The 16440-nt window shown below is 71.4% G+C and carries 15 protein-coding genes and 2 pseudogenes; 9 read left to right on the top strand and 8 right to left on the bottom strand.

The features are described from left to right. Nucleotides 1-48: 48 nt before the first annotated feature. Nucleotides 49-1230, bottom strand: a complete 1182-nt coding sequence (locus tag IF655_RS27440) for a CaiB/BaiF CoA-transferase family protein (protein WP_206776510.1) — start codon at nucleotides 1228-1230, stop codon at nucleotides 49-51. Nucleotides 1231-1489: 259 nt separating this feature from the next. Here IF655_RS27440 and IF655_RS27435 point away from each other — a divergent pair, with 259 nt between their 5' ends. Further along, the gene (locus IF655_RS27435) at nucleotides 1490-2668 is read left to right on the top strand and encodes a trans-acting enoyl reductase family protein (RefSeq protein ID WP_199587820.1); all 1179 of its coding nucleotides are present in this window, start codon (nucleotides 1490-1492) and stop codon (nucleotides 2666-2668) included. A gap of 128 nt (nucleotides 2669-2796) precedes the next feature. Here the strand turns inward: IF655_RS27435 and IF655_RS27430 are convergent, their stop codons facing one another. After that, nucleotides 2797-4020, bottom strand: a complete 1224-nt coding sequence (locus IF655_RS27430; protein ID WP_307815085.1) for a transcriptional regulator — start codon at nucleotides 4018-4020, stop codon at nucleotides 2797-2799. 624 nt (nucleotides 4021-4644) lie between these two features. Here IF655_RS27430 and IF655_RS27425 point away from each other — a divergent pair. Both IF655_RS27425 and IF655_RS27420 read left to right on the top strand, forming a co-directional pair. Then, nucleotides 4645-5099, top strand: a pseudogene (locus tag IF655_RS27425) (NUDIX domain-containing protein). Nucleotides 5100-5235: 136 nt separating this feature from the next. Next, on the top strand, nucleotides 5236-6093 hold the full coding sequence (locus IF655_RS27420) for a hypothetical protein (protein ID WP_242488960.1): 858 nt from the start codon (nucleotides 5236-5238) through the stop codon (nucleotides 6091-6093). Between the two features lie 458 nt (nucleotides 6094-6551). Here the strand turns inward: IF655_RS27420 and IF655_RS31355 are convergent, their stop codons facing one another. Both IF655_RS31355 and IF655_RS31835 read right to left on the bottom strand, forming a co-directional pair. After that, the gene (locus tag IF655_RS31355; protein ID WP_307815088.1) at nucleotides 6552-6920 is read right to left on the bottom strand and encodes a LysR substrate-binding domain-containing protein; all 369 of its coding nucleotides are present in this window, start codon (nucleotides 6918-6920) and stop codon (nucleotides 6552-6554) included. Between the two features lie 224 nt (nucleotides 6921-7144). Continuing rightward, nucleotides 7145-7651 (bottom strand): annotated as a pseudogene (locus IF655_RS31835) (LysR family transcriptional regulator); the annotation flags it as partial. 80 nt (nucleotides 7652-7731) lie between these two features. On the opposite strand from IF655_RS31835, the gene IF655_RS27410 reads away from it, so the two are divergent. Continuing rightward, entirely contained in the window at nucleotides 7732-8706 is a 975-nt protein-coding gene (locus tag IF655_RS27410; protein ID WP_199587818.1) for a serine/threonine dehydratase, read from the top strand. Between the two features lie 130 nt (nucleotides 8707-8836). On the opposite strand, the gene IF655_RS27405 is transcribed toward IF655_RS27410, so the two are convergent. Continuing rightward, nucleotides 8837-9538, bottom strand: coding sequence for an endonuclease V (locus IF655_RS27405; RefSeq protein WP_199587817.1), 702 nt, complete (start codon nucleotides 9536-9538; stop codon nucleotides 8837-8839). A gap of 42 nt (nucleotides 9539-9580) precedes the next feature. On the opposite strand from IF655_RS27405, the gene IF655_RS27400 reads away from it, so the two are divergent. Next, nucleotides 9581-9877: a YciI family protein gene (locus IF655_RS27400; protein WP_199587816.1), complete on the top strand. Its 297-nt coding sequence runs from the start codon at nucleotides 9581-9583 to the stop codon at nucleotides 9875-9877. Nucleotides 9878-9930: 53 nt separating this feature from the next. Here IF655_RS27400 and IF655_RS27395 read toward each other — a convergent pair whose 3' ends face one another. After that, nucleotides 9931-10263, bottom strand: a complete 333-nt coding sequence (locus IF655_RS27395; protein WP_199587815.1) for a plasmid stabilization protein — start codon at nucleotides 10261-10263, stop codon at nucleotides 9931-9933. 215 nt (nucleotides 10264-10478) lie between these two features. Between IF655_RS27395 and IF655_RS27390 the strand changes: the two genes are divergently transcribed. From IF655_RS27390 to IF655_RS27380, 3 genes are all read left to right on the top strand, one after another. Continuing rightward, nucleotides 10479-10895: an SsgA family sporulation/cell division regulator gene (locus tag IF655_RS27390; protein WP_199587814.1), complete on the top strand. Its 417-nt coding sequence runs from the start codon at nucleotides 10479-10481 to the stop codon at nucleotides 10893-10895. Between the two features lie 305 nt (nucleotides 10896-11200). Beyond that, entirely contained in the window at nucleotides 11201-12841 is a 1641-nt protein-coding gene (locus IF655_RS27385; RefSeq protein ID WP_199587813.1) for an ABC-F family ATP-binding cassette domain-containing protein, read from the top strand. A 244-nt stretch (nucleotides 12842-13085) separates the two neighbouring features. Beyond that, the gene (locus IF655_RS27380; protein WP_199587812.1) at nucleotides 13086-14060 is read left to right on the top strand and encodes an acyl-ACP desaturase; all 975 of its coding nucleotides are present in this window, start codon (nucleotides 13086-13088) and stop codon (nucleotides 14058-14060) included. 41 nt (nucleotides 14061-14101) lie between these two features. Here IF655_RS27380 and IF655_RS27375 read toward each other — a convergent pair whose 3' ends face one another. Continuing rightward, on the bottom strand, nucleotides 14102-14347 hold the full coding sequence (locus IF655_RS27375; RefSeq protein WP_199587811.1) for a WhiB family transcriptional regulator: 246 nt from the start codon (nucleotides 14345-14347) through the stop codon (nucleotides 14102-14104). Nucleotides 14348-14555: 208 nt separating this feature from the next. On the opposite strand from IF655_RS27375, the gene IF655_RS27370 reads away from it, so the two are divergent. Further along, nucleotides 14556-15347, top strand: coding sequence for a VOC family protein (locus IF655_RS27370; RefSeq protein WP_199587810.1), 792 nt, complete (start codon nucleotides 14556-14558; stop codon nucleotides 15345-15347). 35 nt (nucleotides 15348-15382) lie between these two features. Here IF655_RS27370 and IF655_RS27365 read toward each other — a convergent pair whose 3' ends face one another. Further along, entirely contained in the window at nucleotides 15383-16402 is a 1020-nt protein-coding gene (locus IF655_RS27365; protein WP_199587809.1) for a LacI family DNA-binding transcriptional regulator, read from the bottom strand. Nucleotides 16403-16440 lie beyond the last annotated feature (38 nt).

The raw sequence follows: 16440 nt of genomic DNA, 5'->3' as shown, positions 1-16440 counted from the left end.
CCTTTCGGGAGGGTGGGCCGGGAGGGGCTGTCGCGGGGGTCGCCGCTGTCAGTCGGCGCCTGCGAGGCGGCTGTCGTGGCGGTCGTCGTGCTGGTCGTCGTGCCGGTCGTCCAGGGCGGGGATGCCCCACTCCCGGGCGACCTCCGATGTGCCGGTGCCCGGCAGGGCGGGGCCGGTGCGGACGGTGGTGGGGGTGGCGGAGAACCGAGGGGCGGGAGCGGGCTGGGTGAGCCCCGCGTGGTCGGTGAAGGTGCCGCGCGCGGCGAGGTGGGGGTGGTGCGGGGCTTCGGTCAGGGACAGCACGGGGGCCACGCAGGCGTCGGAGTCCGCGAAGACCGCCGTCCACTCCTCACGCGTACGGGACTTGAAGCGCGCCGCGATCCGCTCGCGCAGCTCGGGCCAGCGGGTGAGGTCGTGGTGGGCGGTCTCCAGCCCGTCCAGGCCGAGCAGGCGCAGGAACTCGCCGTAGAACCGCGCCTCCAGGGCGCCCACCGCCATGTACCCGCCGTCGGCGGTCTCGTACGTGCCGTAGTACGGGCAGCCGCCGTCCAGCAGGTTGGCGGCGCGGCGGTCCTGCCAGGCGCCCGCCGCGAGCATGCCGTGGATCATGGCGGAGAGGTGGGCGGTGCCGTCCACGATCGCGGCGTCCACGACCTGCCCGGTGCCGCTCTCGCGGGCGTGGTGGAGGCCGGCGAGGACGCCGACGACGAGGTAGAGGGCGCCGCCCGCGTAGTCCCCGAGGAGGTTGGCGGGCAGGGCGGGGGGCTCGCCGGGGCGGCCGATCATGCCGAGGGTGCCGGTGAGGGCGATGTACGCCGCGTCGTGACCCGCGCGCTGGGCGAGCGGTCCTTCCTGCCCCCAGCCGGTCATGCGGCCGTAGACCAGACGGGGGTTGCGGGCGTGGCAGTCGGCGGGACCGACGCCGAGGCGCTCGGCGACGCCCGGGCGGTAGCCCTCGATCAGGACGTCGGCGCGCTCGGCGAGGTCGAGCACGCGCGCGGGTCCTTCCGGGTCCTTGAGATCGAGGACGACGGAGCGCTTGTTGCGGTTCGTCACGTCGTACGCCGGGTCGACGCCGAGTCCGGCACCGCCCGGACGGTCCACCCGGACCACGTCCGCGCCGAGGTCGGCAAGGAGCATCGCGGCGAAGGGACCCGGACCGATGCCGGCCAGCTCCACCACGCGCACACCGGTGAGCGGGCCCTGCCCCGGCGTCGTTGCCGTCGTCATGCCGTCAGCCCCCAAGCGTGTGTGACACAACCGATGTAACACCGGTGATGCTAGGAAGACGTTCCACCGGGCACAAGACCTGAACGAGCGAGCGCTTAGCCGAGTGCCCGACGGGCTTCGCCCGCTTCTTCCGGGTATTCCCGGGCACCCGCGCCACCGCCTCCGGCCCGCCGGTCGTGGTCCGCACCACTCACGCTAGCCTCGGCCGACCGGCGCGGCGCGGGCTGTACCACCAAGGGAAGTCATGAGCAGGGGTGTCATGAGCAGGGTGAAAACGACGGACCGTCCCTACGACATCGTGCTCTTCGGAGCCACCGGCTTCGTCGGCACCCTGACCGCGCGCTATCTCGCCGCACACGCCCCTGAGGGACTGCGCTGGGCGATGGCGGGCCGCGACGAGGCGCGCCTGGAGCGACTGCGCGCGGAGCTGCCGGGCGGCGAGGGCGTCGGGGTGCTGAAGGCGGACGTACACGAACCGGCCACCCTCCGCGCCCTCGCCGAACAGGCGCGCGTGGTGGCGACGACCGTCGGCCCGTACGTCACCTACGGCGAGGACCTGGTCGCCGCCTGCGCGGACACCGGCACCGACTACCTCGACCTCACCGGCGAGCCGGAGTTCGTGGACCTGGTGTACGTACGGCACGACGCCCGCGCGCGGGAGACCGGCGCCCGTCTGGTGCACGCGTGCGGCTTCGACTCGGTGCCGCACGACCTGGGCGCGTACTTCACGGTCCGGCAGTTGCCCGAGGGGGTGCCGCTGACCGTGGACGGGTTCGTGACGGTGGACGCGTCCTTCTCCGGCGGCACCCTGACCTCCGCGCTGGGTCAGTTCGCGCGCGGCGGACGGATGCTGGCCGCCGCCCGCGACCGCGCCCGCCACGAGCCCCGCCTCCTCGGGCGCCGGGCGACCGCCCCGATCGGCGCCCCGCGCTACGCCGGGGAGATCGGCGCCTGGGCGCTCCCGCTGCCCACCATCGACCCCCAGATCGTCCGCCGCTCCGCCCGCTCCCTCGACCGCTACGGCCCCGACTTCCGCTACCGCCACTACGCCGCCGTACGCCACCTCCCCGTAGCGGCGGGCGGCATCGCCGCCGTCGGCGCCCTCGCGACCGCCGCCCAGCTCCCACCCGTCCGCCACTGGCTCTCCGCCCGCCTCCGCCCCGGCGAAGGACCCAGCCCCGAACGCCGTGCCCGCAGTTGGTTCCGCGTCCGCTTCATCGGCGAGGGCGACGGCCACCGCGTCTACACCGAGGTCACCGGCGGCGACCCCGGCTACGACGAAACGGCCAAGATCTTCGCGGAGGCAGCCCTCTCCCTGGCCTTCGACCCCAACCCCCCGGTCTCCGGCCAGGTCACGACGGTGACGGCGATGGGGGATGCGCTGACGGAGCGGCTGCGGGGGGCGGGGATCGGGTTTCGGGTGGTGGCGGAGCGGTAGGGCTACGGGCGGCCGTCCGCGCTCAGGGCATCGGCAGCCGTACGAAGGATGCATGGAGGAACCCCGCTACGCCCCCGGTAAGGAACGGGCGGGGCTCTCGCTGTCGGCGCGGCAGCCGCACCCCTCTGCTACGCGGCGGCTACGAGCTGCCGGGCGCGCTCGTTGAAGTCAGCGACGAGGGCGTGCCGACCAAACGGGATCATGCGGCGCTGTACGTCCTGAACCGCTTCGACGCTTCGTGAGGACTTCACGCGCCTTGCGAGTTCGAGCGTGCGGACCCCCGTCGCGTGTGCGGCTTCGAGATCCCCGCACTGGAGGTGAGACACGGCAAGGGCGGCGTGGGACATCGCTCCGCGTCGCGCTCGGTTCTGAGCACGGGCGTACTCGATGGACTGCCGTGCGTGCTCCGCGCTGTGCTCAGGCTGCTGAAGATCGCGGAACGCATTGGCGTGCTCGCCGTGCAGATACGCCCCGTCGATGAACTTCGCCCACTCCGGCTCGTCCTCGCGCACCACGCGGGCGAACGCGGCTTCCGAATACAGCACGGCCCGCGCAGTTCCCCGTTCATCTCCAAGCGCGGCGAGCGCACGGGCTTCCAGTGCCCAAAGGTCCGCGAGGCAGGCGGGCGAGTGCGTGTCTCGTAGCCCTTGCCGCCCGGCCTGCGTCAACCGGCGGCCCTCAACAGGGTTGCCGAGCAGCGTCGCTTGATCCGCCATGCCTGCGAGAACGTGCGCTCCGAGCGCCACGTCCCCTGACTCTTCCGCCAGGCGGAGCGCCTGAATCAAGTAGCGCTGCTCGGTGCCGTGTTCGCCGTTGTCGAAGGCCATCCATCCGAGTAGGTACGTCTGTTCAGCGGCGGCGCTGCACAACGCACTACGGACGGCGTCCGAGTGCGTACGCCGAAGAAGTGGATAGACGTGCTGGTTCATGTACTCCGTGAGCACCAGGCGGCCGGAGCCGCCCCCCTGCATCACGTCCATTTCCTGGAACGTCCCAAACATGTTCCGGACGCTCGTCACGTCCTCCAGCCGGACGCGGGGGCCGGGTTCGGGCTCGCCCCGGTCGAGCACGTTCAACAACCAGTCGCGCGACGGCCCGACGCTCGCCGCCGCCAGGAACGGCGTGGTGGCGAGAAAATTCCTGCGGTCCATGTCCGCTCTCCCTAGCTCGGTCACTGACTCGACCGTCTCTTGAAACGATGAGCTGTAGGTCAGCGGCCGGTCAAGGTCGGGCGAGTCTCCCAAGCCAAGGTCGTACGTCGTCACTCGGTACTTGAAGTGATCCGAGAACGTGTCAGCAATGATCTTTGGCAACGGGTCGCGCGGTTGGCCACCCTTCAGCCAGCGTCGCACGTTGACTGCGTCGGGCTGCACTCCCCGGAGGCCGTAGAGCTGGGCCTTTTCCCAACCTGACGCGCTAAGTATCCCCGGCTCATGCCTGGGCGATCGAACATGTCGCTGAGCTTTTGGTTCCTACGGTTCTCATCTTCACCCATCCCCGCTCCTCCCTACCGCGCCCAAGCCAAGTGCCAGGGTTTGCCAGTGTCGTTGACGGTATCCGGATTTCCCGTTCCGCGGTTCTCTTAGAGAGAACCCGGCACCGAAAGGAGGCATTCGATGGGCGATTTCATGCCGCAAGTCAGAGATCTTGTGTACGACACCAGTCGAGAAAAGGTGGGCGAGTTTCGCGGGGAGTGGTGCGGTCAGTGGTCCCTGCGGCCGGTCACTGGCGGCAGGGCATGGACCGCTGCCCCCGAGGCAGCAGTCCAGCCGGCCAGCCCTGAACAGCGCTTACAGGCGAAGACCGCTCGCGCGAACGCGCGCAGTCGGGGCGAGTACCTGTGACCGGTCCGTTCGGCTCCGCCTGACGGCCGGTCACGGCGTCGAGCTTCAAAGACTGACTCCGGCTGAAAGACTCGGCGCAATCACTGCGAGGGCGTACCCGAAACGTCACGCAGGCCCGATGAAAGGCAAACGATGAAACGAGTGGCTGCCCGGCTTTGGCGACTCATCCGTGGCCCTCTGCAATGGCGCATTCTGTGGTTCGCTCACGCCAAATTCATGGTCGGCGTGACGGGAGTCGTCCGGAACGACGCGGGTCAAGTGCTGCTCCTCAAGCACCGCATGTGGCCCCCGGAGAGGCCATGGGGGCTCCCCACCGGTTACGCGATCAAGAGTGAAGAGTTCTCGCTCACCATCGTGCGGGAGGTGAAGGAGGAGACCGGATTGGACGTGAAGCCCGGTCGCCTGGGAGCGTGACCAGCGGCTACAAACTCCGGGTCGAGGTGGCGTACGAAGGGCTGCACACCGGGGGAAACCTGAAGATCGACAACTTCGAGATCTTGGAGGCACAGTGGTTCAGCACGGACTCACTGCCCGAGGGAATGCAGGACTCCCACCGGCGGCTCATCCTGGGCAGTCCGCAGGGGTGACGCCGTTGGCGCCGAACGAGACCGTCATCGGTGATGGCGTCGCCGCAGCCCTGGATTTCTTACGGGCCGACTCGTCGGAGCTGACCGGCCAGCACCCGGAGCACACGTTCCGAACGGCCCCGGAACGCCTCACGAGATGGCAGGAGGCGGGCGCCGACACGGCCGTGTTCACGGTGGCCTGTACGCGGTCCGGTGCCGCTACGCGGAACTGGGGCTCTCCCAGCTTCTGCCGCTCGACCGCGTGTTGGTGGGGGCGGAGTCGCGCCGGGTCGGCGCCTTCGGCGGGTTCCAGCACCTGAACCAGGGCTATCGCCACCTTCAAATGCTCGCGGTCGTGACCATGCACGGTCCGATGGAGGGCGACACTCCCCAGCGCCCGGAACTGGCCCTGCTCGACCTGCTCCGGGCGTACGCCCACGACTGCCTGCACTACGGCTCTCGGCGGCGGTACATCTCGGTCGGGGGCAAGCCGACCCCGACTCAGTACGGCATCAACTTCCGGCGTCCGGCGGGTCAGTGCTACTCGGCCACCGACCCGCAAGGGAGCCGGCACACGCGGAACCTCGGGATCGTCATGGAGGGGGCCTGCGACAGGGAGGCCCAGCGCATCACCCGCGAGGCAGCAGTACGGGCGGGTATTCGCGAGCCTGAGGACACGATGGGTCGACTCGCGTTCCGGGACATGACCGGGACGCTCTCTGCCGACGACGTGACGGCGAAGCTGCGCGAGGAGCTGACCGGCGAGGAGGTCGGGTACGTCGAGAGGCTGTGCCGGTTCCAGGCGGGCGTGAGTCGCCGATACACGTCCTTCCTCGGGGAGTTCGCGCCCGGGGAGGAGGAGAACCTGCACGACCTCCTGTTGGCCGCCGTGATCAGCGGCGACACGCGAGGGCTGGGCGCGTGGCTTGATGACCGGCACGGCCCGGGCACCTTCTCCGGCGTGTTCCTGGCGAGCTCCTACTTCGAACCCGCCGCGCTGGAGCTCAGCGCCTAGCGATCACACCAGCGGGGCCCACATTCGCTGCATCATCTGCCCCGCCCGCGTACTCCACCCCAAGAAGGCGCGCGGGCGGGGCTCTCTTTTCCCAGACAGAGAGCGCTCATGTACCACTGCAATGCGTCTTCCCCATCACCGTGGCTGGACCTGATCGAGGCACTTGCGGCCGGGGGCATACCGGTGGGGGAGGATTTCCCCTGGGACTTATACGCCCACGTCGTGTGTGAGCTATGCAGCCAGCACAGCACCTATCACGCCGCCTACCTGGGCGAACTGAGCCCCGTCTCTCACGTGTGGGTCATCTGGGAGAGCGGCGGGTTCACGTACGTCATGCTGAGGCCATGTGGCGCAGTTGACCCCACCGTGAACCCCGTGCAGCGAGAGGCGTGCACACTTTTTGCCGATCACTGGCCGGGGCACTCTTGGCAATTCACGGACATGTTGCAGGACTAGAACTACGAGCGGCCGTCTCCGCTCACGGCATCGGCCGCCGTGCGCAGGAAGGCCGTCAGCTCCCGGACCAGTACGGTCGGCCGCCGACGGTGGACGACGGCTGTCTCGCGCACCGGAGCCAGCCCGCGCAGGGCGCACACCGCGACCCGGCTCCGGTCCGTGTCGGCGAGCACGCTCTCGGGGACGAGGGCGATGCCGAGACCGGCGGCCACCAGGGCCAGGATGACGTGGTAGTCGGCGGACTCGTAGGCCACGCGGGGCTCGAACTTCGCCTGGTGGGCGAGGTGTTGCAGGCAGACGCGGTTGGGGATGCCCGGGGCGCCGGAGATCCAGGTCTCGTCCGTGAGGCGGTTAGGGCCTGTCCGGCGGATCTTCGTGGAGCAGCCCGCGGCGTCTGGTGCGTGCTCTCGGCGTGCGCCCGGATCTCCCTCGTACTGGACGTACTCGGGTGATTCGGGCGTGCGGCGAGAGTGCGTGCCAGGCGTCGCGGGCCCACGAAGATCCGCCGGATAGGCCCTAGGGCGATGCCGTCGCGTTCTGTGTGCCGGGCGAGTTGGTGGTTTGGGGGCAGTACGAGTCGTAGTGGGTCCGCGAGCAAGGGGCGCCGTTCCAGGCCCGGGTGAGGGACCTGTGGCAGGCCGGGGTAGCGGTGGGTGATCAGGGCGTCGAGGTCGCCGGAGGTCACCAGGCCGTAGCCGTCGGGGGGTTCGATGTCCACGAGAGACAACTCGGCGTCCGGGTAACGGCTCTTGAGTTCCGCGAGTGCCGCCGGGACCAGTGTCTGGGCGGCGGTGGCGAAGGAGCCGAGCGCGAGGTGGCGGGGCTGGACGCCGAGCGCGGTGTCGACGGCGGTGCGCGCCTGGCGCAGCGCGCCGATCACCCGCTCGCCGTGCTCGACCAGGACCGCGCCGACCGGCGTGGGGACGACACCGCCCGGGCGACGCTCCAGCAGTCGGGCGCCCAGCTCCGCCTCCAGCTTGGCGATCTGCTGGGACAGCGCCGACGGCGTGAACGCGAGCGTGCGCGCCGCCTCCGCGATGGACCCCGCGTGCGCCACCTCGACCAGGACCCGCAGCCGGTTCACGTCCAGTTCTCGCGCCATGGAGCCATCGTAAGCACCGCTAACGGAGGCTTACCGATCGCCGCTTGTGCTTATGGGAGCGGCCCGCGAAGGATGGCCGTATGACGAGTCCGACCCTCACGCCCTCCGCCGCCGACGTACGCGCCGCCGCCGACCGCATCCGCCCCTACGTCCGCCGCACTCCCCTGCTCGACGTGGAGACCGGCGGGCGCCGCGTCCTGCTGAAGCTGGAGTACCTCCAGCGCAGCGGCTCGTTCAAGCTGCGCGGCGCGCTCAACGCGATGCTCTCCGGACCCTCGGACGACCACGTGGTGGCCGCGTCGGGCGGCAACCACGGTCTCGCGGTCGCTACGGCGGCTTCCCTGCTCGGGATGTCCGCGACGGTCTACGTGCCCCGGACGGTTCCGGAGGCGAAGGCGCGCCGTATCGAGGCCACCGGCGTACGGCTGGTCCGGCACGGCGCCACCTTCGCCGAAGCCGCCTCGGCGGCGGCGGAGGTGGCGGCACGACCGGCGCACCGGTTCGTGCACCCCTACGACGATCCTGCCGTCGTCGCCGGACAGGGGACGGTGACGGCGGAGATCCTCGCCGACGCCCCGGACGTGGACACCGTCGCGGTGGCGGTCGGCGGCGGAGGGCTGGCGGCGGGGGCGGCTCTCGCCCTCGGCTCACCCGGACCCGGCGCCACCCCCGGCACCTCCGGCACCTCCGGGGTCACCCCCGAAAAGCGCCGTGTCGTCGCCGTCGAGCCGGAGCACTGCCGCTGTCTGCACGACGCGCTCGCGGCGGGCGGTCCGACGGACTCGGCGGTGGACTCGGTCGCCGCCTCCGCGACCGGCGCGAGCCGGGCGGGTGCCCTCCCCTACGCCGTCCTGGCCGCCCACGACGTGGTGTCCGTGCTGGTCAGCGACGAGGAGATCCTCGCGGCCCGCGACCTGCTGTGGGAGGAGTACCGGATCGCGGCCGAACCGGCGGCGGCGGTCCCCTTCGCGGCGTGGCTCGCCGGGCGGGTTCCCGGAGAGCGGCCCTGCCTGGTGGTGTGCGGCGCGAACACCGACTGGACCCCGACCATGTGAGGTCCCACCGTGTGGGGTCCCGCCATGTGGGGTCCCACCATGTGGGGTCCCACCATGTGGGGTCCCGCCATATGGGCTCCCACCATGTGGGGTCCCGCCATATGGGCTCCCACCATGTGGGGTCCCGCCCTCACACCCCCTCCCCCACCACCTCCCGCAGCGCCCTCCGGCACAGCGCGTCCGCTCTGCGGGTCGTCTCCGGGAGGCGGTACCGCGGGGTGAGCGCCAGGGTGTGGGCGACGGCGGTGGGGAGGGTGGTGCGGTGGCCCACGGAGACGTAGACCGGTTTCACGGCGTCCCGGGTGCGGAGGGCTCGGCCCACCTCCTCCGGACCGTCCAGGAGCGGGGTCGTGCTGCCGCGCGGGGCGGCGGGGGCGGGGTGGGTGAAGGTGAAGGGATTCTTGGCGACGCCGATCGCGGGGAGGTCGGTCAGGACGCCCAGGTGACAGGCGAGGCCGAAGCGGCGGGGGTGCGCGAGACCGTAACCGTCGCAGACCAGGAGGCCGGGCGGGCAGGGGAGTGCCGACAGGGCGGCGAGGAGGGCCGGGATCTCGCGGAAGGCGAGCAGACCGGGGACGTAGGGGAAGGAGACGCGACCGACTGCCGTCGATTCCGCGACGGTCTCCAGCGTGGCCGCGTCCAGGACGACGGCCGCCGCCGCGACCAGGTCGCGTTCGTCGTCGTAGGCCACGTCCAGACCGGTGACGTGACCCGTGCCCGGCGGCGGACCCGGCTCGTCCAGGATCACCCGGGCGCGCAGGGCGTCCTGGACGGCGCGCGCCTGCGCCTCCGTGGCGGGCCAGTCCTCGGGCACCGGTGCGATCTTCGTCATGGTGCGGCCGACTGTACGACGGCGGGCGGTACGCTCGCGATCATGTTCGTGCTCGAATTGACCTACACCGCCCCGCTCGACGCCGTCGACGCCGCTCTCGCCGCGCATGTGACCTGGCTGGACGAGCAGTACGCGAAGGGGATCTTCCTGGCCTCCGGGCGGAAGAACCCGCGGGACGGCGGGATCATCCTGGCCGTCGGCGCGGACCGGGCGGCCGTCGAGGAGGTCGTGGCGGGCGATCCGTTCGTCACCGCCGGGGTGTGCGAGTACCGCGTCACCGAGTTCACCGCGACGAAGACGGCGCCCGGTCTTGAGCAGTACCGGGAGACGCTGGGCTGAGCCCCGGCTCTCCCCCTGCCCCGGCTCCCCCTCTGCCCCGGCTCTCCCCTGCCTCAGCTCTTCTTCTCGTCGAGGGCCCGCCGCAACTGCTCCTTGTTCATGTCGGAGCGGCCGTGGATGTCGCGCTGCCTCGCCTCGTTGTAGAGCTGGTCGTAGGTCGGACCGCCGGAGCCCCTGCCCGACCGCTTGCCGCCGCGCTCGCCGGAGGACATGTCCTCGGTCGAGGTGCGGCTCGCGCTCTTGGACTCGCCGGTGCGGGCGCGCTCCTTGTTGACCGTGCGCGCGGCGATCTCCTCGGCCCGGTCGGTGCTCGCACCCCGCTCCCGCTCGCTCTCCTTGATGTGCTCGTACTGACGCTCGCGCTTGGGGCTGGAACCGGCAGGCATGGTCACTCCCGTCGTCGTGTCCGTAGTCGTCCGCGCGTCCCCGCGCTGAGGGGGACACCGTGCGGGTACCCCGTTCGCGCGGGCTCACCGGACGCACCCGGACGGTGACGGACGTCACGTTCCCTCCATGTGCACGGAACGGCCGCTTCCGTCGTCTCTTCCGGTGTCAGGTCGCCGGACGCCCCGAGGGCGTCCGGCCGTCACGAGGGAGCAAGGTGTTGTCCACCATCGAGCAGGTAGTGGAGGCGCGGCTGGTCGCGGCCGCCCCGCGCATGCCGACCATTCCCGTCACGCTGCACTACGACCGGCAGGACCCCTTCGCCGTCCGCATGACCTTCCCGGCCCCGGCCACCCTCGCGGGCGTGGAGATCTGCTGGACCTTCTCCCGGGAGCTGCTCTCCGCCGGGCTGACCGGCTCGGAGGGGCAGGGGGACGTACGGGTCCGCCCCTACGGCTACGACCGCACGGTGCTGGAGTTCCACGCCCCCGAGGGCATGGCGGTCGTGCATCTGCGCTCCGGTGACGTACGGCGCTTCCTCGCGGCCACCGCCGAGCTGGTGCCGGTCGGTCTGGAGCACCTCCAGTTGGACCTGGACCACGGTCTGGCCGAGCTGATGCGGGACGCCTGCTGAACGCGGGGCGGCGCCGCTGATCGCTCGGGCGCCGGTTCATCCCGCCGGGTAATTCTTTTGACAGCCCTCCCGGCCGCTCCTACGGTGTACAGCGGTTCTGTTGTCGTCGATCGGAGTAGGACGTTGCTCGTCTGAGGTCCTGAGACACCGCGTTCACACCCTTTGGGGTGTCCGTGGCGTACGACCTCGGCGACCGAGCCGTCCTCCAGACACAGGCCCTTTCTCCCGCCTCCGCTGGTTCCCGGTTTCCGCCTCGCGGTGTCTCGACACGCGCCCCCGACCGCACCAGCATTCCGCGAGGCTCCATGTCATCCGCACCCGCGTCACTCACCTGCACCTCCCTCTCCTTCGCCTGGCCCGACGGCACGACCGTCCTGGACGGTCTCGACATCGCCTTCGGTCCCGGCCGCACCGGTCTCGTCGGCGCCAACGGGTCGGGAAAATCGACCCTGTTGAAGCTGATCGCCGGGGAACTCACCCCCTCGGGCGGCTCCGTGAAGGCGACCGGCGAGATCGGACTCCTCCCGCAGCACGTCACACTCGACACCGGTCTGCGCGTGGACGAGGTCCTCGGCATCGCCGCCCGGCGCGCCGCCCTGCACGCCATCGAGGCGGGCGACGCCGCCGAGGCGCACTTCGAGACCCTCGGCGACGACTGGGACGTCGAGGAGCGCGCCCTGGCCACCCTCGGCGAACTCGGTCTCGGACACCTCGATCTGGACCGCACGGTGGGCGAACTCTCCGGCGGCGAGGCGGTGTTGCTGCGCCTGGCCGCCCTCCTGCTGCGCCGCCCCGACGTGCTGCTCCTGGACGAGCCCACCAACAACCTTGATCTGTACGCCCGCAGACGCCTCTACGCGGCGGTCGCCGCCTGGTCCGGCGTCCTCGTCGTGGTCAGCCACGACCGCGAACTCCTCGACCTGGTCGACCGGATCGCGGACCTGCGCTCCGGCACGGTCACCTGGTACGGCGGCAACTACACGGCGTACGAGGAGGCGTTGGCGGTGGAGCAGGAGGCAGCCGAACGCACCGTCCGCGCGGCGGAGGCAGACGTGCGCAGGCAGAAACGCGAACTGTCCGACGCCCAGACCAAGTTGGCCCGCCGCAAGCGGTACGGGCAGAAGATGAACGACTCCAAGCGCGAGCCGAAGATCGTGATGGGCGCCCGCAAACGCGCCGCCCAGGAGTCGGCGGGCAAGCACCGCATCCTGCACGAGGAACGGCTCGCGGAGGCACGCGACCGGCTGGACGAGGCGGTGGACGCCGTACGGGACGACGACGAGATCCGCGTCGATCTGCCGTACACCGCCGTGCCACCCGGCCGCCAGGTGCTCACCCTGGAGAAACTGGAGACGGCATTCGGGGCGCGGGTCGAGGGCATCCTCGATCTGCGCGGCCCGGAGCGGATCGCACTGGTCGGGCGCAACGGCTCCGGCAAGACGACCCTGCTGCGGACGGTGGCCGGGGAGCTGGCGCCGGTGGCGGGCGAGGCGCGGGCGCACGTCCCGCTCCGGTTCCTGCCGCAGCGCCTGGACGTGCTGGACGACACGGCGACGGTCGCGCAGAACGTGGCCCGCTTCGCGCCGGACGCCACCACGAACCGGGTCCGCGCCCGGCTCGCCCGCTTCCTGTTCCGGGGCGCGCGGGCCGACCAGCTCGCGGGCACCCTCTCCGGCGGCGAGCGCTTCCGGGCGGCGCTTGCCGCGCTGATGCTCGCCGAGCCCGCGCCCCAGTTGCTGCTCCTGGACGAGCCGACGAACAACCTGGACATGGCGAGCGTGCGCCGGCTCACCTCGGCCCTGGACTCGTACGAGGGCGCGCTGCTGATCGCGAGCCACGATCTGCCGTTCCTCGACTCGGTGGGGATCACCCGCTGGCTGCTGATGGCGGACGGGGTGCTGCGCGAGACGAGCCGGGAGGAGATCGAGGCGACCCCGACCGAGTGACGCACTCACCCGAACGGCCCTGGAACCGACGGTTCCAGGGCCGTTCGGCGTAGCCGCCGCCGTGTCCCCGAAACGCCCTCCCACCTGCTGCGGAGCCGTCCTTACGCCACCCTTAACCTACGGGTTCGTAACCTACGGATTCGTAGCCTACGATCACGTAGGTTCGCGGCGCGGGGTCTTCATCGGCCTGCCCGCCCTCTTTCACTTCATCTGTGCTCCCCGCTCGGCATTACCTGGAGTTCCCGTGACGATCACCTCCCCTCACCTCGGCAGCCCGTCCGCGTGGACCGACGCCCGGCTGCTGTTCGCGCTGGAGGAGGTGGTGGAGACGGAGCTGAACCGGCACCTGAAGGTCGCCAAGGACTGGATGCCGCACGAGTACGTGCCCTGGAGCGACGGCCGCAACTTCCCCGGACTGTTCGAGGACGGCGAGCCGTGGGCCAAGCAGCAGTCCAAGGTCACCGACATCGGCCGCACCGCGCTGGTGGTGAACCTGCTCACCGAGGACAACCTCCCGAGCTACCACCACGAGATCGCCTCGCTCTTCGGGCGGGACGGCGCCTGGGGCACCTGGGTGCACCGCTGGACGGCGGAGGAGGGACGGCACGGCATCGTCATGCGCGACTATCTGCTCGCCTCGCGCGCGGTCGACCCGGACGAGCTGGAGCGGTTCCGCATGTCGCACATGAGCGAGGGCTTCGAGTCGGACAACCGGCACTCGATGCTGCACTCGGTCGCGTACGTCGCCTTCCAGGAGCTGGCGACCCGCATCTCGCACCGCAACACCGGCCACCAGTCGGGCGACCCGGTCTGCGACCGGATGCTCTCGCGCATCGCCACCGACGAGAACCTGCACATGGTGTTCTACCGGAACCTGCTGAAGGCGGCCTTCGAGCTGGCCCCCGACCTCACCATGCAGGCGGTGCGCGACGTGGTCGTCAACTTCCGCATGCCCGGTCACGGCATCCCCGGCTTCGAGCGGGCCGCCGCGCAGATGGCCATCGGCGAGGTCTACAACCTGCGCATCCACCACGACGACGTGCTGCAGCCGGTGCTGCGCTTCCTGAAGGTCATGGAGATCGACGGGCTCGGTCCCGAGGGTGCCGCGGCGCAGGAGGAACTCGGCCTGTACATGGGCGGTCTGGACGCGCAGGCGACGACGTTCGACGAGCGTCTCGCGGCCCGCAAGGCGCGGATGGCGGCGCGCGCGGCGGGCTGACCCGCACCTGGCCCGACTCTCTGCGGCGTGCCTCCCCCGGTTCAGCGGGAGGTGCGCCGCAGTGCCATGCGTTCCTTCTCCGACATCCCGCCCCACACCCCGAAGCGTTCGTCATGGGTGAGCGCGTACTCCAGGCACGCGGAGCGGATCGCGCACATGCCGCAGATCCGCTTCGCCTCGCGGACGGAGCTGCCGGGCTCGGGGAAGAAGAACTCGGCCCCGGTCTGCGCGCACAGCGCCTGGTTCTGCCAGTCGGTGTCGGCCGGGGTCATGGTCTCGGTGTGCATGCGACGGATCGTGCCGGGCCGCGAAAAACGTTCTATCAACGCCGGTTCAACAACGCCCCGGGAGACCGGCGCCCGCCCCATGCTCCCCCTCCCGCCGCCTCCCCGCACGGCGGCGCGCGCGGACGCGCTCCGGCGGCGCGTGCCGGTGCGCGGTGCCAGACTCGGCAGTGCCACGGACCGTGAGGGGTCCCTGCGAGGAGGGCAAGCCATGCTCAGCACCCGCGCCCTGGAGGGCGCCCCGAACTGGATCGACCTCGCCACCCCCGACCTCGACGGCGCGCTCGCCTTCTACAGCGCCCTGTTCGGCTGGCGGTTCCACTCGCTGGGCCCGGACGCGGGCGGGTACGGCTTCCTCCAGTCGGACGGCAGGACGGTCGCCGGTGCGATGCCGACCGGCGCGGGGCGTGAGCTGCCGGGCTGGACGGTGTACTTCCGGACCGAGGACGCCGAGACCACCGCGCAGGCGGCCGAACGGGCGCACGGCAGCGTGCTGTTGGCGCCGGGCGAGGTGATGGGGCTCGGCCGGATGGCGGGTCTCGCCGACTCGGCGGGGGCGGTGTTCCGCGTGTGGCAGCCCGGCGAGGTCGAGGGTCTGGACGCGGCGAGCGAGCCGGGCGCGCTGTGCTGGGTCGAGCTGCACACCCCGGACGTGGCGGCGGGCGCCGCCTTCTACCACCGGGTCCTCGGTCTGGAGACCTCCGCCACCGCGTTCCCCGACGGCATGTACACCTGCGTCAACCCGCCCGGCGCCGGGGAGGACACGATGTTCGGCGGCGTCGTCCGCTCCCTCGACGACCCGGCGGACGCGGACACGGGCGCGTACTGGCTGCCGTACTTCGCGGTGACGGACCCCGAGGGGGTGACCGAGCGGGCGCGGCAGGGGGGCGGCACGGTGCTGCTGCCGCCGACCACCGTTCCGGGCGTGGGGCGCATGGCCCGCCTCACCGACCCGTACGGCGCCCGTTTCGCGGTGATCAGGGGCGAGCCGACTCAGAGCTGACCCAGACCGACCCGGCACTGAGTCCCAGCGCTGAGCTACGCCGTCGCCCGGTGGACCAGTGTCGTCGGCAGGACGACCGAGGACGGGCCGGACTCGGGTGCCGTGCGACCGCGCAGCAGCAGGCGGGCCATCAGGCGCCCCATTTCCTCGATGTCCTGGCGGACGGTGGTCAGGGGCGGGTCGGTCTGTTCGGCGACGGGGGCCATGTCGTCGAAGCCGATCAGGGCGACGTCCTCGGGGACGCGGCGGCCGTGTTCGCGCAGGACGCGGAGGGCGCCGAGGGCGGTGAGGTCGTTGGCGGCGAAGACGGCGTCGACGTCGGGGCGGCGGTCGAGGAGTTCGCGCATGGCGCGCTCGCCGCCGGAGGGCGTGAAGTCGCTGTAGACGACGAGGTCGGGGGCGTCGGTGCCCATGACGTCGCGGTAGCCGTCCAGGCGGTCCACCGCCGAGGTCTGGTCCAGGGGACCGGTGATGTGCGCGACGCGGGTGCGGCCGAGGGAGACCAGATGGCGTACGGCCGCGCGGGCGCCGCCCCGGTTGTCGCTGTCGACGTAGACAGGTCCGCCCCGGCCGTCGCTCCAGTCGGGGCGACCGCCGAAGACGGTGGGGACGCCCGCGTCGTGGATGAGGCCGGGCAGCGGGTCGTCCAGGTGGAGGGAGAAGACGAGCGCGCCGTCCACGTGACCGCCCGCCAGATAGCGGGCCACGCGCGCGTGGTCGTCCCTGCCCTCGGTGAGCAGCAGCACGAGCTGGTTGTCGCGTGCCGTCAACTCCTTGCTTATTCCCCGCAGTTGGGCGGCGAAGAAGGGGTCGGCGAAGACGCGGGTGCCGGGTTCGGCGATGACGACGGCGACCGCGTCGTGCCGTCGGGTGACGAGGCTGCGGGCGGCGCGGTTGGGGACGTAGCCCAGTTCCTCGACAGCCTCCTGGACGCGGGCGACGAGCGGGGCGCGCACTCCGTCGCCGCCGTTGACGACGCGGGAGGCGGTGGCCCTCGACACTCCGGCCCGCTCGGCTACGGCCTCCAGCGTGGGGCGCGGCACTGCCTCGGTCACTCGGTGCTCCTCATCGGGCGGCTGCCGCCCAGGATAAC

Source organism: Streptomyces sp. DSM 110735 (assembly GCF_016482685.1).
Lineage (GTDB): Bacteria > Actinomycetota > Actinomycetes > Streptomycetales > Streptomycetaceae > Streptomyces.
This window is presented reverse-complemented; position numbering and strand designations above follow the sequence as displayed.